This window comes from Leptospirales bacterium (assembly GCA_019694655.1).
Lineage (GTDB): Bacteria > Spirochaetota > Leptospiria > Leptospirales > Leptonemataceae > SSF53.
Genome location: JAIBBN010000002.1, coordinates 438,758 through 462,100 on the forward strand (window position 1 = coordinate 438,758; position 23,343 = coordinate 462,100).

Here is a 23,343-nt window from a genome sequence, read left to right on the forward strand (position 1 = left end):
GTTCAGACACGCATCGCCTCCTCGACCCCTCGCTCTAATTCAGAGTAGAGTTCAGCGCGCAGTGCAAGGAGTTGCTTTGCCAGTGAAGCCGTATCGCCTTTCAGCTTGCGTTCCTGGCCCGACTGGCGCAGCTGCACCTCGATCTCTCCATTCTGGAAGAAGCCCTTGCCCATGGTTACTCGAATCGGATAGCCGATCAATTCCGCATCCGTGAATCGTACTCCTGGACGCAGATCGCGATCATCCCAGAGCGTATCGATGCCTGCCGCCAGCATTGCTTGATAAAGCCCGGCCGCTTGCTCAAGCTCTGTTTGGCTGCGAGTAATGGAAATCAAGGCCGCCTCATAGGGCGCAGCGGAGATCGGCCAGCGAATGCCCTTGGGATCATGCCACTGCTCAATGATCGCAGCAACCGTACGGTTTACGCCAATCCCGTAACAACCCATGATGGGCGTTACCTGACGCCCGTTTTCATCTAAAACGGAGAGCTCAAAAGCGCGTGAATACTTGTATCCAAGCTTGAAAATATGGCCCAGCTCAATGCCGCGCATCTCCTTGAGCGGTCCAGCGCCATCGGGGGACGGATCGCCGGCGCGGGCAAGGGCGACATCTACGCTGGCCCGCTCCGCAGGAGGGACATAGCCTTTGAGGTGATAGTCCAACTCATTGGCGCCGACAATCCACTCTTCGTCGCCGTCCAGCGATCGGTCCCAGACGACGGCAATCGCCGTACTAAGTCCATGAGGTCCGATGAAGCCGGGTACGACGCCGGCGGCGCTGATTTCTGAGGCTTCGGCCGGGGCCAGTTCGCCAACGCCGAGGTGATTCTTGAGCTTGATTTCATTTACTTCGCGATCGCCGCGAATAGCGACTGCCACCAATTGCTGTTCGGCCCGAAAAATGGCCATTTTCAATATGTTGCGCGTCGCGCAGCCCAGCGCTGCCGCTACTTCCTCAATGCTTTTCAATCGCGGCGTATGCACGCGCTCCAATGCTTCGGACTCTTTGGTTGCCGATCGGCCCTTCCGTTTAGCTTCGGGGTACAACACCGGCGTCTTTTCCCGATTGGATCGATAACTGCCACTCTCCGAAAGGAGCAGTACTTCTTCGCCGATCTCGGAGGGCGTCATGAATTCTTCAGAGGCGGCGCCGCCCATGGCGCCGGTATCGGCCTCCACGGGAGTCGTATCGAGTCCCAGCCGCGCAAAGATCCGACGATAGGCAATGCGCATTGCCTGATAAGTGCGATCCAGTCCAGCCTCGTCCAGATCGAAGGAATAGGCGTCCTTCATTACAAATTCGCGGGAACGGATCACGCCAAAGCGCGGCCGAATCTCATCGCGAAATTTAGTATGTATTTGATAAACATTTTTTGGCAAATCGCGATATGACTGCAGCAGCTCCTTCATCAAGAGCGTAAAACTTTCTTCGTGAGTGGGCCCGAGAAGATTCCAAACATCGTGTCTATCGCGGACTCGAAACATTTCACGGCCCATGGCGTCCCAGCGACCGCTTTGCTGCCAGACTTCTGCTGGCGTCAGGATGGGAAGTACAAATTCCAGAGCGCCGGCGGCATTCATCTCCTCTCGAATCACCTGCTCCACGCGGCGCATGGCGCGCAAGCCGAGCGGCAAGAAATGGTACAACCCGGCGCCCAGCTTGCGAATCAAACCGGAGCGGATCATCAGTCGGTGGGAGGCTACCGCCGCGTCGCCTGGATCATCGCGCAGGGTCGCAATAAACGTCTGTGAAGCGCGCATAGTCAGAGTCCAAGCGACCAGAGTAAATCGCGATACATAACCCAGGCCCCGAACCCCAGCAGCACAATGAGACCGAAACGATAGTAAGCATCAAGCACCTTGATGGAGGGCATACGGCCGGAGATCGCCTCGTAGGCAAACATCACCAGGTGGCCGCCATCGACCATTGGGAATGGCATCATGTTCATCACAAATAGTGCGATAGAAATGAAGGCGAAAAAGGTGAAATAGGTCTGGTATTCGGAGCGAACGATGACTCCAGCCAGCATGAAAATCTTCACCGGCCCGCCCGTATTTTCGATGAAAGAGACGCGTCCTGAAAAAACCTTCTGAAAGAACGCCGGATAAACCGCGATCTGCTTCCAGAGGTCCTCGGCGGCGGCGGCGGCAGCAGCCGCTGCGCTGGCATGCGCCGGCAAGTAATCGCCGCGAATTTGCGGCGACATGATAAAGCCCAGGGCCCCTACCGGCTCTACGCGAACGATAGCGCTATAGCCGCGACCGTCCAGATCGATGCGAGCGGCGCGGCTCTCTGGAAACATCCGAGCGATGTTCGGGAAAGACTGAGCCTGCCGACCGTCGATTTGCAGTCCGGCGATACCCTGCTCATACTCCGGAAGTCGCGAATAAAGGTCACGATCAGCTACCGGCTGATTGTACTTCAGGTCCACGACCTCGCGCAAACGCACAATGAACTCGGCCGATGATGGCATGCGTACTTCTTCGCGCTCCGTAAACCACGGCGCCAGCCACGGAAGGCTTTCACGCTCCAGAATGAGTAGCGCCTCCTGACCATGGCGCAGTGCAAGAGCCTGTTGCAACTCAGTTACGTTGTGGACCTCGACTCCGTTGGCGCTCAGAATCACATCGCCATCACGCAGATAGGGCAGCGCTGCAAGCGTCGGCGGAATTTGCGGCGGATCAAAAACGATCGAAAGCGCCGAGCGCAAGCGGTAGTTCCAGACCTCGCGAAAAGGGAAGTCCACCGAGATGCGCATATCGCCCGGCATACGCACGCCAATCTCGCTGATGCCGCCAGGACCGGTGAGCGGATGCACCGTAAAGCGCTGGCTCTGGCCATCGCGAAGGACATCAAACTCCAGAGCGGCGCCGCCCGAAAGAGCGACGGCATTGACCAGGTCAGTCCAGCTGGCAACAGCTTGCCCGTTGATTGCAGCGACCAGGTCGCCATCGCGCAATCCTGCCGCAAAAGCCGGCGCTCGATCACGCACCGAGGGATCAAAGGCAATACGCGGCGCCAGCGGCCCTGAACTAAGATGTAGCGCCAGTAGTACCAGAGCGCCAAGGACAAGATTGAAGATCGGACCGCCAAGCACAGGAATCATGCGTTTCAGCGGACCTACCGAGTAGAAGCCGCCAGGAATTTCGCGATGCCGTTCGGCGTAGTCAGCGCCCTTGAAGAGTACATAGCCGCCGAGCGGGATGGCAGTGATTTGCCAGGTGGTTTCGCCGATCTTCCTTTTCCAGATACCGCGACCGTAACCAATTGAGAAGACCTCGGCATGAACTCCGACCAATCGCCCAAAAAGGTAGTGCCCCAGTTCGTGCAAGAAAATGCAGACGCCCAGCATCAGAGCGCCCCCCAGGATAAATGCCAGCATACCTGCTTCCCTCAATCCTCTACGGCATGGACCGTCAGAGCTTACTGGTAACAAGGAAATAATGTTTATACAGAAAGACGTCCTGGTTGACGGAAAAATCAGCGAAGCGCTGAGGCCAGTTGGCCAACCAGGACCCGCGCCTGTCGGTCAGCTTCCAGCAATTCCTCCAGCTGCTCGCCAGGCAAATCGACAAGGCGCTCCAGGGCCCTCGCAATTATTTGCGGAATCTCCGCAAAGCGAATGCGGTCCGCCAGCAGAAGTTCGACAGCCGCCTCATTTGCTGCATTGAGCACGGCCGGCGCCGCCCCGCCGTGCTGACCGGCCTGCAGACAGAGCGCAAAGCCAGGGTAGCGGTCGATCGCGACCTCTTCAAAATGCAGCTCGGACCACGCAGTGGGCGGGGTACTTTCCGGCAATGGATCGGAGCTCGCTTCCGGGTAGTCCAGAGCGAACTGAATTGGAAAGACCATGTCAGGTTGGGATGCCGCCATCATATAGCTGCCGTCGGCAGTTTCGGCAATTGCGTGTACCAGGCTCTTCCGGTGGACGACGGCGCCAATCTGAGAATAGGGAATCGAGAATAGAAAGTGAGCTTCGATTAGCTCCAGGCCCTTGTTGATCATGCCAGCAGAGTCCACTGTGATTTTTGGTCCCATGTTCCATGTCGGGTGGCGGAGGGCCTGCTCGCGAGTCACCTGCTGGATCTGCTCTGGACTCAAATCACGAAACGGGCCGCCGGATCCTGTGAGCAGCAATCGACGCAGCCTTCGAGCTGGCAAAATTTCCAGCAACTGGAAGGCGGCGCTATGTTCCGAATCGACGGGAATAATACAGGCGCCGCTGGCATCGTGCAAACGGAGTTGCAGCATTCGCTGCAACACGGGTCCGGCGGTTACGAGCGTCTCCTTGTTCGCCAGCGCCACCTTGAGGCCAAGCTCAATGGCGCGAATTGTTGCTCGAATCCCGGCGGCGCCAACTACGGCGGTCAGCACCGTATCCGCGCCATCCTCAGCGGCGGCAGTAAGCATTTCCAGCAGACCGGCCGCGCCCTGGAAGAATTGAGTCCGAGGATAGTCCGTTCGCAATCGGGCGACATCGATGGCGTCGTCGGAAATGGCGGCAAAGCGCGGCTGAAATTCCTTCAGTATCGCAGCAAGGCGGTCCACAGAGCGATGAACCGAGACCGCATTCAGTTTAAATTCCGATCTTCGACGCAGACAGCGCAAAGTGCTGGCGCCAATGGAACCCGATGCGCCAAGCAAAACCAGTTTGCGCGTCTTGCGAGCGCGCTGCGCCGCCAGCAGCTCACCAAAACGAGCAACCATCAATAGCGCCTACAGTGCGAAGCCGGCCCAAACGCGCAGCGTAAGGTAAAGATAGCCGGCCGGAAGACAGAAGAAAATGGCGTCGGCAAGATCAAGCACCCCGCCGTGGCCAGGAATGGTTGAAGCCGAGTCCTTCACCCGGGAATCGCGCTTGAGTGCGCTCTCAGCAAGATCGCCAAAAATCGCCAGAAAGGAAAAGAAGAATGCCATGACGCCCATTTCGATTGAGCCAATAGCGATCGATTGCAAAGGCGCAGGCGCCAGATTGCGCCAGGCCATGGTAAAGCCCAGCGCAACCACCACAGTAAATATCACGCCGCCTACGTAACCCTCGTAGGTCTTGCGCGGACTGACTTTCAAACCGGCATTGTGACGACCAAACCAGCGGCCAGCAAAGTAGGCGCCGGTATCGCAGGAGATCGGAATCACGATGAAGAGCACTGTGTAGAACATGCCCTGCGGCAGGGCATAGAGCAAGAGGCCAAAGCTCACGCTGACCACAGTATAGAGCGGGCCAAATACAGTTACGGCGACGCTGTAGACGGTCCCGTCCAACGGACGCAGCAGTAGCTGCCCAACCATGGCGCAAACCAGCATCAATACTAGAAAAAGAGGCGTGAGCGATTGACCCGGATACAAAAAGCCGGCGGCCGCTAGCAGCCAATTGGGCGCCAGATGACCAGCGCTCAACTGCGTCTGCAAGAATTGAGCGTAGGCGCCAAGAATGATCAGCACACTGAAGAAGTAGCCAGCAAATCGAAGGGGTCGACCGTCCATGCCCCGGTCAGTGAGCCGGTAGTATTCCGTCAGACCCAGCAGACCAAAGAGCATGATCAACGCCAGAAGAAAGACCCAGTGATAGGTATCGAGCCCAAGCGCGGCAAGGGCCAGGGCGCCAAGCGCCAGTCCGGAGAGAATTCTTTTAGCAGTTTCGCCCATGAATCAAAGCCCTCCGAATCGACGCTTGCGACTCTGGTACCAAAGCAATGCCTGCACCAGATGTTGCTCTGTGAAATCGGGCCAGAGCGTATCCGTCACGTAAATTTCAGCGTAGGCCGATTGCCAGAGCAGGAAATTGGAGATGCGCCATTCGCCTCCCGGCCGCACCAGAAGATCCACGGGCGGCAGCGGATAGGTATAAAGGTGGCGCTCCAATTCCCGGGCGCTGATAGGTGCGAAGGCCTTCTTGTGCTGTCCCTGCTCTAGAGCCTGCAATCGAAGTTGAAGTACGGAGCTGGCAGCGTGCAGTATTTCAGCCTGCGAACCATAGTTTACGCAGAAATTGACTGTAAGCCGTTTGTGACGCCTCGTCATTTCGAGGACACGCTCGACTCGTCTGCGGTTTTCAGTCGGCAGCCGCGACAGGTCGCCCGAGGCCATGACTCGAATCTTGAGATCCATGCATAGCTGTAGCCGGGACTCAAAAAACTCGTTCATCAGTCGCCAGATGGCTTTGACCTCTGTCTTCGGTCGACGCCAGTTCTCGGTACTGAAGACGTAGAGCGAAACTGACGGAACTCGGAGCTCAATAAAGAAATCAAGGAGTCTCGTGAGCGTTTCGCCGCCAGCTCGATGGCCCTCCGATCGACTCAAACCACGGCTGGTTGCCCACCGTCCGTTGCCATCCAGAATAATGGCGACGTGCCGGGGCCGCGCGCCGTTATCCGTTCCGAGGAGTAACTGCTGCGCTTGTTGGCGCGCTGGCGAGAGTTCCATGGCGCGCTCGCCGCTCAGACGGCGAGGATGCCCTCTTCCTTCTGGTGCGCCAACTCCTCTGCCTTCTTCACAAACTGATCGGTCAGTTTCTGAATTTCGTCCTGAGCATCCTTGATCTGATCTTCGGAAACGCCATCGCCCTTCATTCTCTTGGCTTCATCGTTAGAGTCGCGGCGAACGTTTCGGATTGAAACGCGCGCTTCTTCGAGGCGATGCTTAACCTGCTTGATCAACTCCTGTCGGCGCTCGCGAGTCAACTCTGGAAGATAAAGCCGGATCGTAGCTCCATCGGTCTGCGGAGTTAGCGAGAGGTCGCTTTTCAGTATTGCCTTTTCGACGTCGCCGACGGCGCCCTTATCATAGACCGAGATCACCAAGAGCCGCGGTTCCGGGGCGCTAACACCTGCCAATTGGATCAACGGAGTGGAGGCGCCATAGTATTCCACATGAATATGGTCCAGCATCGATGGCGCGGCGCGAGTGGAGCGAATATTGGCCAGTTCACGCTTGAGCACATCAAGGCTCTTCTGCATTTTCTCCTCGCTTTCGAGGAGAAGCATTTCCATTGGACTTTCTGAGTCAGGCATATTGCAATTTACTGTGGGCGGAGATCAAGGTTCCGACTCGTTCTCCGCCGATCAGCCCTGGCAAGTTTTCGTCGCGAAAAATATCAAAGACAATGATCGGCATGTCGTTTTCCATGCAGAGAGTCAGCGCCGTGGTATCCATGACCTTCAGACCGCGCTGAATTGCTTCCATGTATGAGATCTCTTCAAAGCGCCGCGCCGCGCTGTTCTTGACCGGATCGTCCTCGTAGACGCCGTCAACTTTGGTCGCCTTCAAAATAACCTCTGCGCCTACTTCTACCGCGCGCAGAGCCGCCGTTGTATCGGTCGTGAAATAGGGGTTGCCGGTGCCAGCGGCGAAGATAACGATTCGGTTCTTCTCGAGATGGCGCATCGCCTTGCGCCGAATGTAACTCTCGGCGATGTTTTTCATCTCGATCGCCGATTGCACTCGAGTGATCATTCCAATCTTTTCGCAGGCTTCTTGCAGCGCCAGGGCATTGATTACTGTGCCAAGCATGCCCATGTAGTCGGCAGTGGCGCGATCGACTCCCTGCTCAGCAGCGTTTTGGCCGCGCAGGATGTTGCCGCCGCCGATTACGATTGAGATACGAATGCCAGCTTTGTGCACCGCCAGAAGTTGCTCGGCAATGTGCGCGACCTTGGCGTAGTCGATGCCCGACTTGCCAAAGGCTTCCCCGGAGAGTTTCAGCAGGATACGCTGATAGGGGAAGCCCGAGGTGGCCATAGGTCAGCCGATCTGGAAGCGAGCGTAGCGCGCAACCGTGATATTCTCGCCGAAACGCGAGATGTAGTCCTTTAGTAGATCCTGCACCGTCATTTTGGGATCTTTTATGAAGGCCTGCTCCAGAAGCGCCACTTCGGACATGAACTTCTTGATTTTGCCTTCGAGGATTTTGTCAATCTGCTCCGGTTTTTTCCCTTCTTTCAGCAGTTGCTCGCGAATAATTTCCTTTTCCTTGTCAATCACGGCGCTGTCGACATCCTCAGCGCGCAGCGCCAGTGGATTGGCCGCTGCAATTTGCATGGCCACATCGCGTCCTAGCGCCTCAAATTCGTCGTTCTTGGCGACGAAATCGGTTTCGCAGTTGAGTTGCAGCAGCACGCCGATCGAACCGCCGCCGTGAATATAGCTGAATACGCGACCGACAGACGTATCTCGATCCATGCGTTTTGCGGCGCGTGCGAGTCCCTTTTTGCGCAGGCTTTCTGCGGCTTTGTCCAGGTCCCCCGAACTTTCAATCAGAGCATTCTTGCAGTCCATCATTCCTGCGCCGGTCATATCGCGCAGTTGTTTGATGGAGTCCGCCTTTACTTCTACTGCCATACTACCAACCTTCCCCTACTGCTTGCCCTGCAGCGGCTTACTCAGCAACTGCCGGCTCGCCTTCCGGGGCCGGCGTCGCTGCCGCCGGTTGCGCGCCGCGCACCGGCTCGTCGGGAATAAATTCACCCGTCTCGTCGTACTCGCCTTTGTACTTCATCGAATCGACGCGGAGCGAATCGCTATCCATCGTAGCATCATCGTCTGTAAACTCGGCGCCCGATACGATGCCCTGCGTTCCCTCAATGACCGCATCGGCCATCGTTTGCAAGAAGAGCGAAATTGCGCGAATGGCGTCGTCGTTGCCTGGAATCGGATAGTCGATTTCGTCCGGGTTGCAGTTGGAATCAACTACAGCAAAGATCTTACAGCCCATCTTGCGGCCTTCCTGGATCGCAATGCTTTCTTTGCTTGGATCGATCACAAAGAGAATCTCTGGAATGCCGAGCATATCCTTGATGCCGGCCAGGTTCTTGCGCAGTTTTTCCAACTCGCGTCGAAGCTCCAGGGCTTCCTTCTTGGTGCGGGCTTCTTGCTCAAAGCTGCCGGTTTCCTCCATGGACTCCAGGCGCTTCATCCGGGCGATGGATTTCTTCACGGTAGCCCAGTTCGTCAAAAGACCGCCAGGCCAGCGGTTATTTATGTAGAACATGCCGCAGCGCTGGGCCTCGCGCTCAATGGCGCTGCGGGCCTGCTTTTTCGTGCCAATGAAGAGCACTTTCTCGCCGCGGTGGGTGTATTCGCGCAGAGCCTCGTAGGCCTGCTTGGCGAGCTGCACCGTCTTTTGCAGATCGATGATATGGATGCCATTGCGCGCCGTGAAGATATAGGGCGCCATTTTCGGATTCCACTTTCGAGTCTGGTGTCCGAAATGTACGCCCGCCTCGAGCAGGTTCTTCATGGAAATGGTCGACATAGTTTTCTTAGTTCCTCGTGTATCGATAGAAGAACCAGCCGGCAAGGCCAAGACCCAGGAGGGCGCCCGGCGTCAGCTGCAGTTCCAAACGCTTCAGCAGATAAAAGTCCTCAATTGTTACGGGGCTCCCAAAGAGCTCAACATTCAACCAGCCGAATCCAAAGACCTGTTCTAGAAGCGAGCCCAGGGCCGCTCCCAGGAACATGCTGAGGAGGCAGGCCAGGATCACAAATGCGATCGGCAGCTTCCCCATGCCGGATTCCTCTCACCGACGTCAGTTTTCAGAACTGAACGACGCTGATCGAGCCTTCGAAAGCTATTTCGTTGGCTCAGAACGGCCAGGATTGTGATTCTGCAACCGGCGTCAATCAATTAGCCCCTGGCCTCCAGCCGTGGTAGCAAGCAGAGCTCGGCCAGACCGCTGCCGGCATCGAGCACCATTGTGGATTCGTTGCTCAAAGCCGATACAGCCTCACGCGCAAGCCAGCCTGGAAGGTCGCGCAGCCGCTTCAACTCCAGCGAGCGCTCCAGCTCCTCGCGCCCAAACGCCGATATCTCGGCCACGATATCACGCAGGCAAGGCCATAGTTCGGCAAACGCGTCCGAAGCGGCCGTCCGCTCGAAAAGGTCCTGCAATCGTTGCACGCTGGCGGCGCCGGTAACTGCCAGATCGCCCCTCTTCAATGCCAACTGGAGAGCCAGATTGAGCGAACGGCCCTCAGGTCCAGCCAGAGCTAACATTCCCATCGCACCAAGATAGATGCGCTCCTTCACCCGCGCTGCGCCTCGCGCCGCAATTGAGCCTGCTGCTCCAGCGAGAGCGGCGGCCGATGAATCAAGCTCTCAAGGGCGCGTAGCGAAGCATAGGCCCCGGCCGGTTGATGCACGCTGAGCAGCGCCGAACGCAGCACCTCCGCCGCCGGGCGACCTTGCTTTGCCGAGATTTGATCGAGCAGCAGTCGCTCTTCCTCAGTCAGCAGCATCTGGAAGCGCTCCGCCCGTCTTGGCATGGGGAATCCTTCAGCAGCATTGCTCGGCAGTCAAGCAGCCGACGCCACCGCGTCCCGACCGAAGGTTGACTTTTTTTGTTTGCCCGCAGGGCTACGCTGCCGGCATTCCAGAGTCGAATGTCCCTCGCCTTCCTTGTCGCGGCCTGTCTCCTGCTGGCGCTGCTTATCGGCCACTACGGATTGCCGGAGAAGGCGCTGCCGATGCCGCCTGCGCCAGACCCGGAACATATGCTGGAAGGCGCCGCGCCCTGGCGCTTCGAGGGCAAGAGCGGCATTGCCTTTCTGGTCATTCATGGCTACGGCGGCAGTCCCTTCAACGTACGACCGCTTGGGGAATTCCTCCATAGTTTGGGCCATACTGCAATTGGACCACTGCTGCCCGGCCACGGTACGCGCATCGAGGACCTGGCGCGTACCCGCTTCCAGCATTGGGAGAGTTACATCGAACGAATGTATCTCGAAGAACGGTCGCGTTACCGCAAACTATTTCTGGTTGGATTTTCCATGGGCGGCGCCGTTGCCCTGCGCATTGCATCGCGGCATGCCGATACCTTTCGACCGGCTGGACTGATTACCATCAGCAGTCCCGTTTTCTTTAATGGCTTCTTCAATGGCCGCCTCATCTTCCATCAGCCTACAATGCCACTGACCGGCTTGATCAAGATCTTTCAGCCCATTCTTCGTCTGGAGCGCAACCGACCTGGACAGGTGGAGCGCCTCAATCCCTGGGTCGGCTACCGTTACCAGCACGCCCTGGCCGCGCTGCACAGTTTCAAGCGCGCACTGCCCGCCGTGCGAGCTGGGCTGGGCAGAATTCATGCCCCCTATTGCTCGATCATGGCAGCCAATGACCGGACAGTGAGCGCCGAAAACCAGGCCTACATATACAATCGAATTCAGAGTCGTGAAAAGCGCGCTTTGATGTTTATCCTGCCTCCCGATCTTTCCACCATGCATACTTTGCTCACACACGAGCGCGCTCGCGATCGCGTGTTCCGTTTCCTTCAATCATTCATTGATGAAACCTTGAACGCTGATTCCGCCCCGCGACCTGCGCCGAAGGGCTGGAAATTTCCGCGTCTGCGGCGCGGCAAATTGACAGCGATATAGCGTTCAACGGCAAAGTGAACGAAGCTCGACCTGACTTGCCCGATCCCGCTTGCCGCCGCCCCTCTATCTCGAAACCTGGCGAAATGAAGCACTGCATTGTCGTTGCAGACAAGTTTGATCCGGAAGGCGTGGCTCGACTTCGCCAGCAGTCAGGCCTGGAAGTGCTTTATGATGGCGGCTACAGTCGCGATCGCCTGCTGGAAATCATGCCGCAGGCGCAGGGACTGATCATTCGCTCGGCAACACGCGTGGATGCCGCGCTTCTGGAGCGCGCGCCAAACTTGAAGATTGTCATACGCGCCGGCGTAGGCGTAGACAATATCGATATTCTGGAGAGTTCGCGCCGCGGCGTCATCGTAATGAACGCTCCGGGCGGCAATACTGTCTCCACTGCGGAGCAGGCTCTGGCGCTGCTCTTTGCCCTGGCGCGCAAGACGCCGCAGGCCAATGCCTCGATGAAGCAGGGAAAATGGGAAAAGAGCAAGTTTGTCGGCGTTGAACTGACCGGCAAGACCCTGGGCGTTGTCGGTCTTGGCCGGATCGGAAAGGAGGTCGTCAAGCGCGCCCGCGGGCTGCAAATGAATGTCGTTGGCTATGATCCCTATATACCGCCGGCCAACCTGAGCCATCTTGAAATTGATATCGTCGCTCTGGAGGAGCTGCTGGCGCAGTCGGACTTTGTAACGGTGCATACTCCGCTGACCGACGCCACGCGCGGTCTGGTCAATTTGCAAAACCTGGCTCGCCTGAAAGACGGCGTGCGACTGATCAACTGCGCGCGCGGCGGAATTTACGAGGAAGCCGCGCTGGCCGAGGGATTGCGCAGCGGCAAAATCGCCGCCGTGGCGCTGGATGTTTTTTCGGAGGAGCCTCCGCCGTCCGGGTTTGCTCTTACCGAGATGGAAAATTGTATAATGACGCCCCATCTTGGAGCGTCGACCGGCGATGCCGAATTCGCCGTAGCCATGGAGTCGGTGGACCAGCTCATCGAATACTTTGAGCGCGGCATTGCTCGCAATGCCTTGAATTTTCCGACGGTCGATCCGGAGGCTATGGACTACCTGAAGCCCTTCTTCCAGGGCGGAGAGAAAGTAGGTCGCATGCTGGCGCACATGCTTCCCGGCGATCTGGCCAGCGTGCAAATCGACTACTGTGGAGAAGTTGCAAACTTTGCCACCCAGCCGGTAAGCACGGCCATACTCTGTGGCGCACTCAGCGTTGCCATGGGCGATGAAGTGAATTTCGTCAATGCGCCCGTTTTTGCTCGCGACCGCGGCATTCAATTGCAGGAGAACAAGAAAGCTGCCGAGCGTGGATTCTCCAGCTATGTGCACGTCCGCTTCTCCACGTCGCGCGGTCAGAGTACAGAGAGCAAATTTACTAGCGTCAATCGCGAACCGCTGGTTTTTTCGATGTTTGGCCTGCCCATCGAGTTCAAGCCGGATGGCATCATGTTACTGGTTACCAATCGCGATGTGCCGCGCGTTGTTGGCACGCTTGGAAATTTCCTGGGCGATCTCAATATCAACATTGCCCATCTCGAGCTCAGTCGCGACGACAAAGGCGGCACGGCCTATTGCATGATGACCGTGGACGACCTGCTGAGCCCGGAGGCGCTGGCAAAGCTGCGCGGCCTGGACAATATCCTGAACGCGGTGCAGCTGGATCTGCGCTGAGCCACTCGGCGCCGCATCGCCACTGAGATCGGAGCGCGGGGCCCGCGCGACATAAGGCGCGAAGCAGGTACAGGATTTAACTTCCAGCAGGGCCAGCAGACTCTTTTGGAAGCCATTGAAGCGACGTAATACGTTCCACAAGAAACCCCCGGAGCGGCCGACCCAAACAAAAAGCCGGCCCCAGGGGACCGGCCTTTTGCGCATCCGTGCTCCGCTGTGCGCCCTGGAGCTCAGCGCACGGCAAGCTCCTCGCCGTAGCGCTCCGGCGCCAGCTCCCAGCGCGCCGGCGAGCGCCACAAACTGGACAGAATCAGTTCACGCATCGCGATGAATTCTTTAGGCAGTCGGTCATAGAGCTTTTCAAAGAGCTCTTCGTGCATCAGCACCTCCTGCTTCCATAACTCACGATCTACAGTCATCAGCTGGTTGAATCGCTCACGGCTGAAATCCAGTCCGCTCCAGTCAATATCCTCGTAACGCGGCATCCAGCCCAGCGGAGATTCAATTCCAGAGGCGCGACCATTGACACGATCCACCACCCACTTCAGCACGCGCATATTGTCGCCAAAGCCTGGCCACATGAACTTGCCATTCTCGTCTTTGCGAAACCAGTTCACACAGAAGATGCGCGGAGGGTTGGGCAGTCCGCGTCCCATTTGCAGCCAGTGATTGAAATAGTCGCCCATGTGGTAGCCACAGAAAGGCAACATAGCAAACGGATCCCGCCGCACCTGGCCGATAGTACCGGCGGCGGCGGCAGTCATTTCTGATCCAATAGTGGCCGCAAGGTAGACGCCAAAGTTCCAGTTTACGGCCTGATAGACCAGAGGGACCGTGCTGGCGCGACGTCCGCCAAAGATAAAGGCTGAGATCGGGACGCCCTTGGGGTCTTCCCAGGCTGGATCAATGGAAGGACATTGCGAGGCCGGCGCGGTAAAGCGCGCGTTGGGATGCGCCGCCTTGCGACCGCTTTCCTTTGCAATCTGCGGGGTCCACTTCTGTCCCTGCCAGTCAGTCAATTCCGGCGGCGCCTCGTCGGTCATCTCTTCCCACCAGACATCTCCGTCCGGGGTCAGAGCGACGTTGGTGAAAATGGAATTGGCTTTGATGCTATCCATCGCGTTGGGGTTCGACTTGTACGAGGTGCCGGGCGCAACGCCAAAGTAGCCGGCTTCCGGGTTGATCGCATAGAGTCGCCCGTCGCTGCCCTGCTTGATCCAGGCAATGTCGTCGCCGACGGTTGTTACCTTCATGCGGCTCAGCGGGCCCGGCGGTATCAACATCGCGAAGTTCGTCTTTCCACAGGCGCTGGGGAAAGCCGCCGCAACGTAGTTCTTCTCCCCGCCCGGCTGCTCAACGCCAAGGATCAACATGTGTTCCGCAAGCCATCCCTCATCCCGCCCCATCGTTGAGGCGATGCGCAAGGCGAAGCACTTCTTACCAAGGAGAGCATTGCCGCCATAGCCGCTGCCATAGGACCAGATTTCCCGGTCCTCCGGGAAATGTACTATGTACTTGTTGTCTTTATTGCAGGGCCATGGAACGTCCCTTTGGCCCTGCGCCAGCGGCATACCAACGCTGTGCAGACAGGGAACAAAATCGTTATTGCCCATCACATCCCAGACCTTGCGGCCCATGCGGGTCATGATCTTCATATTAACGGCAACGTAGGGCGAATCGCTCAACTCCACGCCGATTTGCGCGATATCCGATCCCAGAGGCCCCATGCTGAAAGGCACAACGTACAGAGTGCGCCCGCGCATTGCGCCGCGGAACAATCCGTTGAGCGTAGCGCGCATTTCGGAGGGCTCGATCCAATTGTTAGTGGGGCCGGCATCCTGCCGGCGACGCGAACAGATGAACGTACGATCCTCGACGCGAGCTACATCGCCTGGATCAGAAAATGCCAGATAGCTATTGGGACGCTTGGCGGGATTCAGGCGGACAAATGTGCCGTGTTCGACCATGCTCTCGCACATCGATTTCCATTCGGCGTCGCTGCCATCGCACCAGTGCACTTGATCTGGCTGACAAAGATCTACTACTTGATGGAACCACGCTTTGAATTTCTCGTTCTTGACGTATTCCGGGACTGCAAAACGTTCCGGAACTGTGCTGGCATTGCTTGCGCTCATCAATATACCTCTTACCGGAACTACAGAGCGGTTTTCCGTCCGGCGCTGCAAGCGAAAAGCCCGGCAGACTCAGGCGAAGTTGGCGATGCCCTCTTCAAGCGTAGCATATTGATCGTAGATGCCGTCCAGTCCGAGGTATTGCAGCAAGCGTCGAATGGCTGGCTGCAGTCCGCAGAGTTTCAAGTCGCCGCGAAGATCGCGAACTTGCTGCCCTGCGGACATGATGGCGCCAATTCCACTGCTGGAGACGTATGCCAGCTGTTTGCAATCGAGCAAGATTCTTCGCGAGCCGCCCTTGAGCAGTGCAATCAGCTCCGATTCTAACTTGAAGGATGCCTCTGAATCGAAGTTCCCGACCAGAGAGACCACGGTGATTGCGCCATGCAATTCCGTAGAAATGCTGTACTTTTCCAAACGATCGCGCTCCCTGCAGAGTCAGGGCATAAAAAAACCCGGCTGCCGTCGAGCCGGGTTTTCAATTATCGACGAGAAGCCGACCTTAGCGCTTCAGTCCCAGGACCTCTTGAATCATCTGATCGCTGGTTGTAATTGTACGCGAATTTGCCTGAAATCCGCGCTGGGTTACGATCATGTCCGTAAACTGATCGGTCAGGTCCACGTTGGACATTTCCAGCAGTCCGGCATTGATCTTTCCGCGGCCGCCGATACCGGCCTCGCCGATGTTTGGTTCGCCGGAATTGATCGAGAAGCTGAACTTGGTTTCGCCCTCTTTGGTCAGACCGCCCGGGTTGGTGAATACGGCCAGTGCAATGCGGGCCAGAGGCTCCTTCACGCCATTGGAAAAAGTTCCGGTCACGGTTCCAGTGTTGTCAATGGAAAAGCTTTCCAGATATCCCATTGCGTAGCCGTCCTGCTCGCGGGCGCGAGTCGTGAATGGCGCTGCAAACTGAGTGACGCCGCGCATTTGGCCGGCTTCGCCCATATTCAGGCGAATGGTTTGCGTTTCCGGATTCCCGGGGATGCGAAAGGAAAGCTGCACATCAAGCTTGCCGGCGTTGAGCGTATCTACTCCATCAGATACGGAGAGTACCCGGCCGTCTGAACTGAAATTGATATCGAAGCTGTTGCTGCCGCCGATCGCTGTATCCTGGCCCCCCGGACCTACCACGTTTACGGATACATTGGAAGCATCTTGCAAATTGGTGCGCACGCGCCAACGGTTCTCACCCACTTTCAAGAACTCCAAACGCAGTTCGCGCTGATTCCCCTCGGGGTCGTAGACGTTGATGGTAGTCACGTGTCCGCGCCGCGTTTCCGGCGGCCCGGAAAGAAACTGCTGGATTTGTTCCTCCGTCGCATCCGGCGGTATCGCCTCTACGTTCTGCCGCAGATTGGATTCGTAGGATACTTCGGTAGTTGCATGCGCCGGCTTCTTGGAATACAGCGGAATGTGAATATTCTCGATGCTGGCGCTGGAATTGATGTAGCGATTGCCATTCTCGTCTTCTCGGGCATTCCAGCCCTGAACGCGCAGGCCCGTGCCCGGATGAACATAGAATCCGTCGCGGTCGATGGTGAACTGGCCGGCGCGCGTATAGTACTGCTTTTCACCATCGCGGATGATAAAGAATCCTTCGCCGGATACGGCGACATCCGTGTTGCGACCGGTAGTTTGCAAACTGCCCTGCGTCATGATCTTGTCGATGGACGCCATCATTACGCCCAGTCCAACCTGCATCGGGTTGATACCGCCGATATTTTCACGCGGTTCTGAGGCCCCGGACATCTCCTGACTGATCATGTCCATGAATGTCACTCGCTCAGCCTTAAAGCCGTGCGTGTTGACGTTGGAAACGTTGTTACCAATCACATCCATCCGCACCTGGTGGTTTTTCAGGCCCGCAACACCGGAATACAGCGATCGCATCATAAGCTTTCTTTTTCCTACCTGGTCTCTTGCACTCTTAGATTGAGTTCTCTATTCGCTTGTTTCTACTGTCGGGATTCTGGCGGCAGGCTTGACTGGATTTGTTCGCCCGCTGCCTGCGGAGTGACAGTTTCCGAATCAGGCTCCTGCGACGCTGGCGCCGGATTCAAATTGGATTCATAGCCGGCTGCCGCTCGCCTTGCCAGTTCCGGATCTCCTGTCGGCGTGGCGGCAATTGGCGGCGCTGGCGGCGCTGGCGGCGACGAGGCGCTCCCGGAATTTGCGGGCCCGGATTGAGGCGTCCGGTTTGCCGCGCCGGGCGGCTGTGACTGCGCCGGAGATGGCGAAACAGCGCCAGTTCCGCCAAATTCAGGGCGGAATTGCTCTGGATCTCCAATCAGGATCACATCATCGACGCGCACCGCTCGACCGCCAACTTTCAAGAACGGAATGCCGCTTTCATCATAGAAGAATGCCTGTGCTACGCCGCTGACCTGTTCGCCGTGTACGAAGTCGCGCCCGACGACGAAGCGACCAACCAGCGTATGGCCCTGCCGCTCCGCCATCCGATTCAGAGCGCTGGACATGTTCTGCATTTGTTCCAGCGAGCTAAACTGCGCCATCTGGGCGATGAACTGTTGATCCTGAACTGGCTGGGTGGGATCCTGGTGACTCAATTGCGTAATCAGAAGCTTGAGAAAGTCGTCCTTGCCCAGCTGTTTGGGCGATTCGCGCACTTCGATGTCCTGAAGTCCGCTCTGCTGCAATTGTTCTTGCTCGCGCAAGGTTTGCTGAATATTTACCTGACGATCCTGATTCAGGTATCGGTTGCGTAACTGGTCGGAACTCAGCTGACTGACTTCTGGCATGGCGATCTTCCTTCTTTCAAGCGACTAGATTCAGGGCGCTCAAATCCTGGTGCGATGCTGTAAGTTGCAGGCTATCTTGCTCAAATGCATTGCCGGCCTGCTGCTGCTCGTAGTCTAACATTGCTACCTCTTCGCTCGAAGCGGCGAAACGCTGACTGCTATCCTGGCCGCTGTTGTCGCTATTCATTTGCGTCCAGCTGGCCGATTCCTCGCCGCGCGATTGCCCCGCTCCGGCGCCTTCGCCGCTTTCACGTACGCGAACACTGACGCTTTCGACTTGAATCCCCTGACGCCGCAGTTCGCTGCGAAGCGCGTCGATCTCATTTTCAACAAGCTTGCGGGCCGCTTCGCTCTCCACCACAGCCTGGGCGTGCACTTGATTTTCCCGCACCTGAAGATGCAGTGTAAGGCGCCCCAGATGCTCGGGGTGCATCCGAATCGAGGCGATGGAACTGCCATCGGCATTCAGCTGCAAACGCGCAGCCTGGACCAGTTCTTGAAACATCTTCGCTGGTTCCTGAATCGAAGAAGATGCAGCGCTCGGTCCGCGCAACGACCCTATCTCCTTTTCAATAGAACGAGCCAGCCATTCAACGTGCGACTGTAGCGATCCGCGATCCTCGCGCGAGGACTGGGAGTCAGAGCGCGAACGCCGCTGTTCGGTGCGCGGCGAGTTGTCCGTGAAAACGGCGCGCTCGCGGCGGTCATCGATCTTGATCTTCTCGCCGATTTGCTGCGATTGCGGGCGCTCTTCCGACGTCCCAGCGCTTAGCGCACGCAATGCTCCGGGGTCCGGCGACTTTGAAATTTCCTGCCGTGATAGATTGATTTGCTGAGACTGGCCTTCGCCTTTGTGCACGCCGCCGCGGCGACCGCCCGTCTCGGCGGCCGTCAGACGCAGACCTGTCCGTGGATCGCCTGACTTTTGCAGTAGCGACGCCGCGTTGGATGCGGCGCTTTCCTCTGGCGCGAGCTCGGCGCGCTTGAGCCGGGCAAATAGCGTCGAGGGCAAAGGATCGAAAGCAGATGCCGGGTGCAGTTGCTTTGCCTTTAGCTGGCGGCTTTGAAGTGCGACGGCAGCGTCGCCCTCTATCGTTCCAGAGCCGCTCCCCTCTTTGGCTTTGGCGGCGGACCGAGTAGAACCTGGCGCATTTTGCGGCAAGCTGTCCGGTCTTTTCTCCGGAGCGTCCGCATTTGCGGTGGCCGCTATCGGACCCTTACTCAAGGCGCGCTCCGAGTCCCGCTCTTCTCGCGCCTCGCGCCGGTCGCGCGTATCTCGCCGTTCACGAGCCTCTGTTGCTTCTCGAGCCTGCAGGACCTCTTGCCCTTCCAGGGGACTGCGTTGAACCGCTCCAACCTCGAATGCCTCATCAGGAGTTTGCGGGCGCAGCGGCGCTGGCGTCGTCTCGGCAGAGCCTTGAACGCCAATTGGTTCAGTCGGCCGGTTGAAGGCAAGTTGAGCAGCCGTCTGCAATTGACGCATGAATAGCCCGTCGCTGCTGCCAGGAGCGACGATCGAGGATTCTATCGAATCTACGGACGGTCCCGGACCAGGACGCCGAAGAGCTTGCGCAGGGTTCATCAATAGAGGTGTCGCCTGAAACGGCTGCGACCATGAGGGAAATTGTCCCGCCTGCAGGCTGTCGGTCGGCGACATAAAACAGTTGCCAGCCCTCAGGCAGAGGACGGCTTGTTTCTGTGCGCGAGGAGCAGGACCCGGATCTATTTGAACCGCAAAGTACGGCCGGCGTCGTTCGCGCCATGAGTAGCGCGACCTTTCGCTTTCGGTGTACAGGCTGCGGCCAATGCTGTCGCGGCCCGGGCAGCGTCTATTTTACTGCGGACGATCTGGCGGCGATCTATGAACACCTTGACTTGAGCGCCGCCGAACGCCGCAGTCTGCGCCAGCGCTTGATTCAAGGGAAAGAAAACGGATATTACTATCATCGCACCGGGGGCGCCTGTCATTTCCTGGATAGTGAAGAACGCTGTCGAATCTACGAAGTCCGGCCGCTGCAATGTCGCTCTTTCCCCTTCTGGCCCTCCTCTTTTGCCGATCAGGAGAGCTATACTGAGATGCGCGCGGAGTGTCCGGGCGTCGATGCAAACGAGCCGGAAACTTTCAGTGCGCTGGGCGTCGCGCGCCGGGTGAACGAAACGCAGCGCTCCTTTCTTGCCCCGCAAAAGGTTCAGCGCCGTCGCTTCATGATCTAGTTGTCTGTCCATGAGCGCTCTTCCTGAACCGTTCTATCGCGGCAAGGTTCGCGACCTTTACTCAGTCGATGAAAGGAGCATGCTCGTAGCGGCAAGCGACCGACTCTCGGCATTTGATGTGGTCTTTGATCAACTAATACCTGGCAAGGGCGCGATTCTGACGCGGATCTCTACGCTATGGTTTCAGGCGCTGCGCCGCTCGGGCTTGATGGATCAATGGGACTTTGAAGATCACTTGCTCAGCGCCGACTTTCACAACTATCCGCCGCCCTTCAATACCGAGGAGCTTGCCGACCGCAGTATGTACGTACGGAGAACCCAACGCGTCGATTTCGAATGTGTGGTGCGCGGTTTTCTGGCTGGTTCGGCGTGGAAGGAATACAGCGCGACGGGCGCTGTGTGCGAAATCGCATTGCCGTCCGGGCTGCAGCAGTCTTCGCGCCTGCCGGGCCCGATCTTCACGCCTGCCACCAAGGCCCCGCTTGGCGACCACGACATGAATGTCGGCTTTGCGGCGATGGCCGCATCCTTGCCGAACGGTCTGGCCGAACGCTTGCGCGATATATCCGTCGCCATCTACCAGTTCGCAGCGGAACGCATGGGACGGGTCGGGATTCTACTTTGCGATACCAAATTTGAGTTTGGAATACTCAACGATAGGATTCTGCTGATCGACGAGGCATTGACGCCGGACTCCAGCCGCTACTGGGAAAGCAGCGAGTACAGCACCGGCGCATCGCCGGCTGGCTTCGATAAGCAGTTCATTCGCGATTACGTAGAATCAATTGGCTGGAACAAGACGCCGCCGGCCCCGGCGCTGCCGCAGTCTGTGATTGATGAGACAGTGCGCCTCTATCGGCAAATCGAAATGCGCATTGAACAGGCGCTCTCGGCTGCCTAGGCCCCCGGCAGTCCATGCACTCGTCCAGCCCGCAAGAAAATTTGCCAGCGAACGCATCGCCGTTGAGCATCGCCCCACAGCGAACGCAGCGGTTCGACTATCTCGTCGATCGGATTCTGCCCCTTTATCTCGCGATAGCGGACCACGGCCGACCAGGTTCCCAGGTAACCCAGAAAGTCGGCCAGATCCATAAATAGCTCGATTTGCGGCTGGTCCATTGCAACTTCCGCAAACGGGAAGTCCAAAGCGCGATAGCCGTTTTCAATGTGACGCCGATCCGGAGGCCAGAATGGTCCTACTGTATTCCTGTAGAAATGCAAAACGAGTTCGTCGATCAGAGGATCAATCGAGTTCAGGCCATAGCCCCAGACCGCCAGCCAGCCATGGCGACGCACCACGCGCCGTAGCGCCGTGTAGAACTGTGGCAAGCGCAGCCAGTGGAAGGCCTGCGCCACCGTCACCAGATCGATACTATCATCTTCGAGGTCCGGCTCCTCAGCCGTAAAGACGCGGTATTCGACGCCGGCACAAGACAGCGCTTGCTCAATTTGGCGAGCGCTGCCATCGCTGGCAATGACCTGCTTGAAGCGCGCCGCAAGCGGCCGGGCTGCCTGTCCGTTGCCCGTCGCACAATCCCAGGCGCAAATACGCTGTTCCGGCGACAGCAAAGCAGCTACAGAGTCGAAGAGGGACTCTGGATATTGTGGCCGAAACCTTGCATACTGGCCGGAATGGCTGGAAAAATGGTCCTGGAAAGCCATAGGGTTTTGCTGCGTCGTCCTGCAATCGTAGACAATCAAGCAGGTGGACGACTAGGGCGCCGCCCCGCCGCCGCGAACACACAGTGCAAAAGCTCTGGGCCCCTGCATTGCGAAGCGAGCGCCGGTCAAAAAGTTGATCGCTTCGCCGTGCACGCCGCGCTCGTCGGTGATAGCCGCTGCATTCCATAGCACCGGCGGATTCATGGCCCCAAAGTATTCCGCCGGATAGTAGGGCGCGGAAAGGCCCATGTCCAGCAGGCTGAGCAAATCGTCGCGCGAAGGCAGGCGCCAATCGTGAAAGCCAAGGTCGTGCCGCAAAGCGCAGCGTTGCTGGGCGCGCCGCCAGCCAAGCAATTGCGCATGGCCGCTGCAGAGATGGCCCGCATAGCGCTGTCCAACCGGACACTTAAGCCATGTCAGGTTGCTCCGGCTGTCCTGAATCGACCCGTCGCCTCGGTCTGATAGCTGAGGAGACGGCTGAGCGGCTATCGACGCCGTCAACCCTGCAAACAATGCGGCAGCTGGCAACCAGCGGCGTTGCCATCGCGGGTAAAAATTCTCTTTGCCCGTTTGGGGCTCCGGCAAGGCTGGCATGGTTGACAGCAATGTATCTGGCCCGTATCCAAATCAAGCTCAAAGAATCGATCCTGGACCCGCAAGGTCAGGCAGTGCTTCATGCGCTTCACAATCTGAATCACCGCGAGGTGCAAGACGTGCGCATCGGCAAGTTTGTGGAATTGCTTCTGGAAAGCCGCTCTGCGGAGGATGCCGAGCAGCAGGTGCGAAAGTACTGCGAATCGCTGCTGTCAAATCCGGTGATTGAAACTTTTGAATTTACGATCGGGGCCGCGCCGTGAAGGCCGGCGTTCTTACTTTTCCAGGATCCAATTGTGATCAGGACATACTGCGCGGTTTGAAGCTGGCTTTTGATCTCGAAGCCGACCTCCTCTGGCATGCCGACGCAATTGAAAGGCGCTATGACCTGCTGATCGTACCCGGCGGCTTTTCCTATGGAGACTACTTGCGCTGCGGCGCCATTGCAAGATTTGCCAGGGCCATGGATTCCTTGCGCGAACATCGCCGTAGTGGACGGCCAGTCGTCGGGATTTGCAATGGTTTTCAAATCCTTTGCGAGGCAGGCCTGCTTCCCGGCGCTCTGATTCGCAACGTCACGCTGAAACACATCTGCAAGACGGTCGCACTCAAAGCGAATCCGCACAACGCATTCGCACGCGGTTTGCAGGCCAATCGCGAATATCGAATCCCCGTCTCCCACGGCGAGGGCAATTTCCGAATCGATGAGGAGGAATTGCGGAGCCTTTTTGACCATGATCAAATTGCATTTCAGTATGCGGACAATGTCAATGGTTCCGCCGAGCAAATCGCGGGGATCACCGACCGTGAACATCTCTGTCTGGGCTTGATGCCGCATCCGGAGCGCGCCGTTGATCCGCTGACCTCCTCGTCACTGGACGGTCTGTTGCTTCTGCAATCTTTCCTGGAGCGCTGCCAGCTGGCGGTCGCCTGAC

Annotated in this window: 25 protein-coding genes; 6 read left to right on the plus strand and 19 right to left on the minus strand. The window is 57.7% G+C overall.

Annotated features, from left to right (window positions below):
- Positions 1-2: 2 nt before the first annotated feature.
- The 12 genes from K1X75_05235 to K1X75_05290 form a co-directional block, all read right to left on the minus strand.
- Positions 3-1,760: a proline--tRNA ligase gene (locus tag K1X75_05235; GenBank protein MBX7057448.1), complete on the minus strand. Its 1,758-nt coding sequence runs from the start codon at positions 1,758-1,760 to the stop codon at positions 3-5.
- Between the two features lie 2 nt (positions 1,761-1,762).
- Positions 1,763-3,382, minus strand: a complete 1,620-nt coding sequence (locus K1X75_05240) for a site-2 protease family protein (GenBank protein MBX7057449.1) — start codon at positions 3,380-3,382, stop codon at positions 1,763-1,765.
- 98 nt (positions 3,383-3,480) lie between these two features.
- Positions 3,481-4,707: a 1-deoxy-D-xylulose-5-phosphate reductoisomerase gene (gene dxr / locus K1X75_05245; GenBank protein ID MBX7057450.1), complete on the minus strand. Its 1,227-nt coding sequence runs from the start codon at positions 4,705-4,707 to the stop codon at positions 3,481-3,483.
- A 9-nt stretch (positions 4,708-4,716) separates the two neighbouring features.
- Entirely contained in the window at positions 4,717-5,646 is a 930-nt protein-coding gene (locus K1X75_05250; protein ID MBX7057451.1) for a phosphatidate cytidylyltransferase, read from the minus strand.
- Positions 5,647-5,649: 3 nt separating this feature from the next.
- Complete coding sequence (uppS, locus tag K1X75_05255) at positions 5,650-6,423, minus strand: di-trans,poly-cis-decaprenylcistransferase (GenBank protein ID MBX7057452.1); 774 nt, start codon at positions 6,421-6,423, stop codon at positions 5,650-5,652.
- 14 nt (positions 6,424-6,437) lie between these two features.
- Positions 6,438-7,010 (minus strand): ribosome recycling factor, encoded by a 573-nt coding sequence (gene frr / locus K1X75_05260; protein ID MBX7057453.1) that lies wholly within the window; start codon positions 7,008-7,010, stop codon positions 6,438-6,440.
- Complete coding sequence (pyrH, locus tag K1X75_05265) at positions 7,003-7,737, minus strand: UMP kinase (GenBank protein ID MBX7057454.1); 735 nt, start codon at positions 7,735-7,737, stop codon at positions 7,003-7,005. Before pyrH ends, frr begins: the two co-directional genes overlap by 8 nt.
- Before the next feature lie 3 nt (positions 7,738-7,740).
- A complete protein-coding gene (tsf, locus tag K1X75_05270) occupies positions 7,741-8,337 on the minus strand; it encodes a translation elongation factor Ts (protein MBX7057455.1) in 597 nt (198 codons plus the stop codon).
- 37 nt (positions 8,338-8,374) lie between these two features.
- A complete protein-coding gene (rpsB, locus tag K1X75_05275) occupies positions 8,375-9,250 on the minus strand; it encodes a 30S ribosomal protein S2 (protein MBX7057456.1) in 876 nt (291 codons plus the stop codon).
- Between the two features lie 7 nt (positions 9,251-9,257).
- Complete coding sequence (locus K1X75_05280; GenBank protein MBX7057457.1) at positions 9,258-9,503, minus strand: hypothetical protein; 246 nt, start codon at positions 9,501-9,503, stop codon at positions 9,258-9,260.
- 119 nt (positions 9,504-9,622) lie between these two features.
- Positions 9,623-10,024 carry a hypothetical protein gene (locus tag K1X75_05285; GenBank protein MBX7057458.1) on the minus strand — a complete coding sequence of 134 codons (402 nt, stop codon included), beginning with the start codon at positions 10,022-10,024 and terminating at the stop codon, positions 9,623-9,625.
- The gene (locus tag K1X75_05290; protein ID MBX7057459.1) at positions 10,021-10,260 is read right to left on the minus strand and encodes a hypothetical protein; all 240 of its coding nucleotides are present in this window, start codon (positions 10,258-10,260) and stop codon (positions 10,021-10,023) included. Before K1X75_05290 ends, K1X75_05285 begins: the two co-directional genes overlap by 4 nt.
- Positions 10,261-10,377: 117 nt before the next feature.
- On the opposite strand from K1X75_05290, the gene K1X75_05295 reads away from it, so the two are divergent.
- A complete protein-coding gene (locus K1X75_05295) occupies positions 10,378-11,370 on the plus strand; it encodes an alpha/beta fold hydrolase (protein ID MBX7057460.1) in 993 nt (330 codons plus the stop codon).
- Positions 11,371-11,453: 83 nt separating this feature from the next.
- A complete protein-coding gene (gene serA / locus K1X75_05300; GenBank protein MBX7057461.1) occupies positions 11,454-13,046 on the plus strand; it encodes a phosphoglycerate dehydrogenase in 1,593 nt (530 codons plus the stop codon).
- 230 nt (positions 13,047-13,276) lie between these two features.
- Here serA and K1X75_05305 read toward each other — a convergent pair whose 3' ends face one another.
- The 5 genes from K1X75_05305 to K1X75_05325 all read right to left on the minus strand — a co-directional run bounded on the left by K1X75_05305 (position 13,277) and on the right by K1X75_05325 (position 19,520).
- Positions 13,277-15,181: a phosphoenolpyruvate carboxykinase (GTP) gene (locus tag K1X75_05305; protein ID MBX7057462.1), complete on the minus strand. Its 1,905-nt coding sequence runs from the start codon at positions 15,179-15,181 to the stop codon at positions 13,277-13,279.
- Positions 15,182-15,250: 69 nt separating this feature from the next.
- The gene (locus K1X75_05310) at positions 15,251-15,595 is read right to left on the minus strand and encodes an STAS domain-containing protein (protein MBX7057463.1); all 345 of its coding nucleotides are present in this window, start codon (positions 15,593-15,595) and stop codon (positions 15,251-15,253) included.
- A gap of 85 nt (positions 15,596-15,680) precedes the next feature.
- Positions 15,681-17,072 carry a flagellar hook protein FlgE gene (gene flgE / locus K1X75_05315; protein ID MBX7057464.1) on the minus strand — a complete coding sequence of 464 codons (1,392 nt, stop codon included), beginning with the start codon at positions 17,070-17,072 and terminating at the stop codon, positions 15,681-15,683.
- 62 nt (positions 17,073-17,134) lie between these two features.
- Positions 17,135-17,938, minus strand: a complete 804-nt coding sequence (locus tag K1X75_05320) for an endoflagellar hook capping protein (protein MBX7057465.1) — start codon at positions 17,936-17,938, stop codon at positions 17,135-17,137.
- Between the two features lie 16 nt (positions 17,939-17,954).
- The gene (locus K1X75_05325; GenBank protein MBX7057466.1) at positions 17,955-19,520 is read right to left on the minus strand and encodes a flagellar hook-length control protein FliK; all 1,566 of its coding nucleotides are present in this window, start codon (positions 19,518-19,520) and stop codon (positions 17,955-17,957) included.
- Between the two features lie 116 nt (positions 19,521-19,636).
- Here K1X75_05325 and K1X75_05330 point away from each other — a divergent pair, with 116 nt between their 5' ends.
- Positions 19,637-20,152 (plus strand): YkgJ family cysteine cluster protein, encoded by a 516-nt coding sequence (locus K1X75_05330; protein ID MBX7057467.1) that lies wholly within the window; start codon positions 19,637-19,639, stop codon positions 20,150-20,152.
- A 10-nt stretch (positions 20,153-20,162) separates the two neighbouring features.
- Entirely contained in the window at positions 20,163-21,053 is an 891-nt protein-coding gene (locus K1X75_05335) for a phosphoribosylaminoimidazolesuccinocarboxamide synthase (GenBank protein MBX7057468.1), read from the plus strand.
- Here the strand turns inward: K1X75_05335 and K1X75_05340 are convergent.
- Entirely contained in the window at positions 21,050-21,814 is a 765-nt protein-coding gene (locus tag K1X75_05340; GenBank protein ID MBX7057469.1) for a class I SAM-dependent methyltransferase, read from the minus strand. The two genes, K1X75_05335 and K1X75_05340, sit on opposite strands and share 4 nt — an antisense overlap.
- A 51-nt stretch (positions 21,815-21,865) precedes the next feature.
- Positions 21,866-22,315, minus strand: a complete 450-nt coding sequence (locus tag K1X75_05345) for a DUF1566 domain-containing protein (protein MBX7057470.1) — start codon at positions 22,313-22,315, stop codon at positions 21,866-21,868.
- 104 nt (positions 22,316-22,419) lie between these two features.
- Between K1X75_05345 and purS the strand changes: the two genes are divergently transcribed.
- Positions 22,420-22,671 (plus strand): phosphoribosylformylglycinamidine synthase subunit PurS, encoded by a 252-nt coding sequence (gene purS, locus K1X75_05350; GenBank protein MBX7057471.1) that lies wholly within the window; start codon positions 22,420-22,422, stop codon positions 22,669-22,671.
- Entirely contained in the window at positions 22,668-23,342 is a 675-nt protein-coding gene (gene purQ / locus K1X75_05355) for a phosphoribosylformylglycinamidine synthase subunit PurQ (GenBank protein ID MBX7057472.1), read from the plus strand. The genes purS and purQ overlap by 4 nt, the downstream gene beginning before the upstream one ends.
- The last annotated feature ends 1 nt before the right edge of the window (position 23,343 follow it).

What these genes read in the sequence shown, in the direction of transcription:
- K1X75_05235 (MBX7057448.1), bottom strand. Translation starts at nt 1,760, where the DNA reads ATGCGCGCTTCACAGACGTTTATTGCGACCCTGCGCGATGATCCAGGC.
- K1X75_05240 (MBX7057449.1), bottom strand. Translation starts at nt 3,382, where the DNA reads ATGCTGGCATTTATCCTGGGGGGCGCTCTGATGCTGGGCGTCTGCATT.
- dxr (MBX7057450.1), bottom strand. Translation starts at nt 4,707, where the DNA reads ATGGTTGCTCGTTTTGGTGAGCTGCTGGCGGCGCAGCGCGCTCGCAAG.
- K1X75_05250 (MBX7057451.1), bottom strand. Translation starts at nt 5,646, where the DNA reads ATGGGCGAAACTGCTAAAAGAATTCTCTCCGGACTGGCGCTTGGCGCC.
- uppS (MBX7057452.1), bottom strand. Translation starts at nt 6,423, where the DNA reads ATGGAACTCTCGCCAGCGCGCCAACAAGCGCAGCAGTTACTCCTCGGA.
- frr (MBX7057453.1), bottom strand. Translation starts at nt 7,010, where the DNA reads ATGCCTGACTCAGAAAGTCCAATGGAAATGCTTCTCCTCGAAAGCGAG.
- pyrH (MBX7057454.1), bottom strand. Translation starts at nt 7,737, where the DNA reads ATGGCCACCTCGGGCTTCCCCTATCAGCGTATCCTGCTGAAACTCTCC.
- tsf (MBX7057455.1), bottom strand. Translation starts at nt 8,337, where the DNA reads ATGGCAGTAGAAGTAAAGGCGGACTCCATCAAACAACTGCGCGATATG.
- rpsB (MBX7057456.1), bottom strand. Translation starts at nt 9,250, where the DNA reads ATGTCGACCATTTCCATGAAGAACCTGCTCGAGGCGGGCGTACATTTC.
- K1X75_05280 (MBX7057457.1), bottom strand. Translation starts at nt 9,503, where the DNA reads ATGGGGAAGCTGCCGATCGCATTTGTGATCCTGGCCTGCCTCCTCAGC.
- K1X75_05290 (MBX7057459.1), bottom strand. Translation starts at nt 10,260, where the DNA reads ATGCCAAGACGGGCGGAGCGCTTCCAGATGCTGCTGACTGAGGAAGAG.
- K1X75_05295 (MBX7057460.1), top strand. Translation starts at nt 10,378, where the DNA reads ATGTCCCTCGCCTTCCTTGTCGCGGCCTGTCTCCTGCTGGCGCTGCTT.
- serA (MBX7057461.1), top strand. Translation starts at nt 11,454, where the DNA reads ATGAAGCACTGCATTGTCGTTGCAGACAAGTTTGATCCGGAAGGCGTG.
- K1X75_05305 (MBX7057462.1), bottom strand. Translation starts at nt 15,181, where the DNA reads ATGAGCGCAAGCAATGCCAGCACAGTTCCGGAACGTTTTGCAGTCCCG.
- flgE (MBX7057464.1), bottom strand. Translation starts at nt 17,072, where the DNA reads ATGATGCGATCGCTGTATTCCGGTGTTGCGGGCCTGAAAAACCACCAG.
- K1X75_05320 (MBX7057465.1), bottom strand. Translation starts at nt 17,938, where the DNA reads ATGCCAGAAGTCAGTCAGCTGAGTTCCGACCAGTTACGCAACCGATAC.
- K1X75_05325 (MBX7057466.1), bottom strand. Translation starts at nt 19,520, where the DNA reads ATGAACCCTGCGCAAGCTCTTCGGCGTCCTGGTCCGGGACCGTCCGTA.
- K1X75_05335 (MBX7057468.1), top strand. Translation starts at nt 20,163, where the DNA reads ATGAGCGCTCTTCCTGAACCGTTCTATCGCGGCAAGGTTCGCGACCTT.
- K1X75_05340 (MBX7057469.1), bottom strand. Translation starts at nt 21,814, where the DNA reads ATGGCTTTCCAGGACCATTTTTCCAGCCATTCCGGCCAGTATGCAAGG.
- purS (MBX7057471.1), top strand. Translation starts at nt 22,420, where the DNA reads ATGTATCTGGCCCGTATCCAAATCAAGCTCAAAGAATCGATCCTGGAC.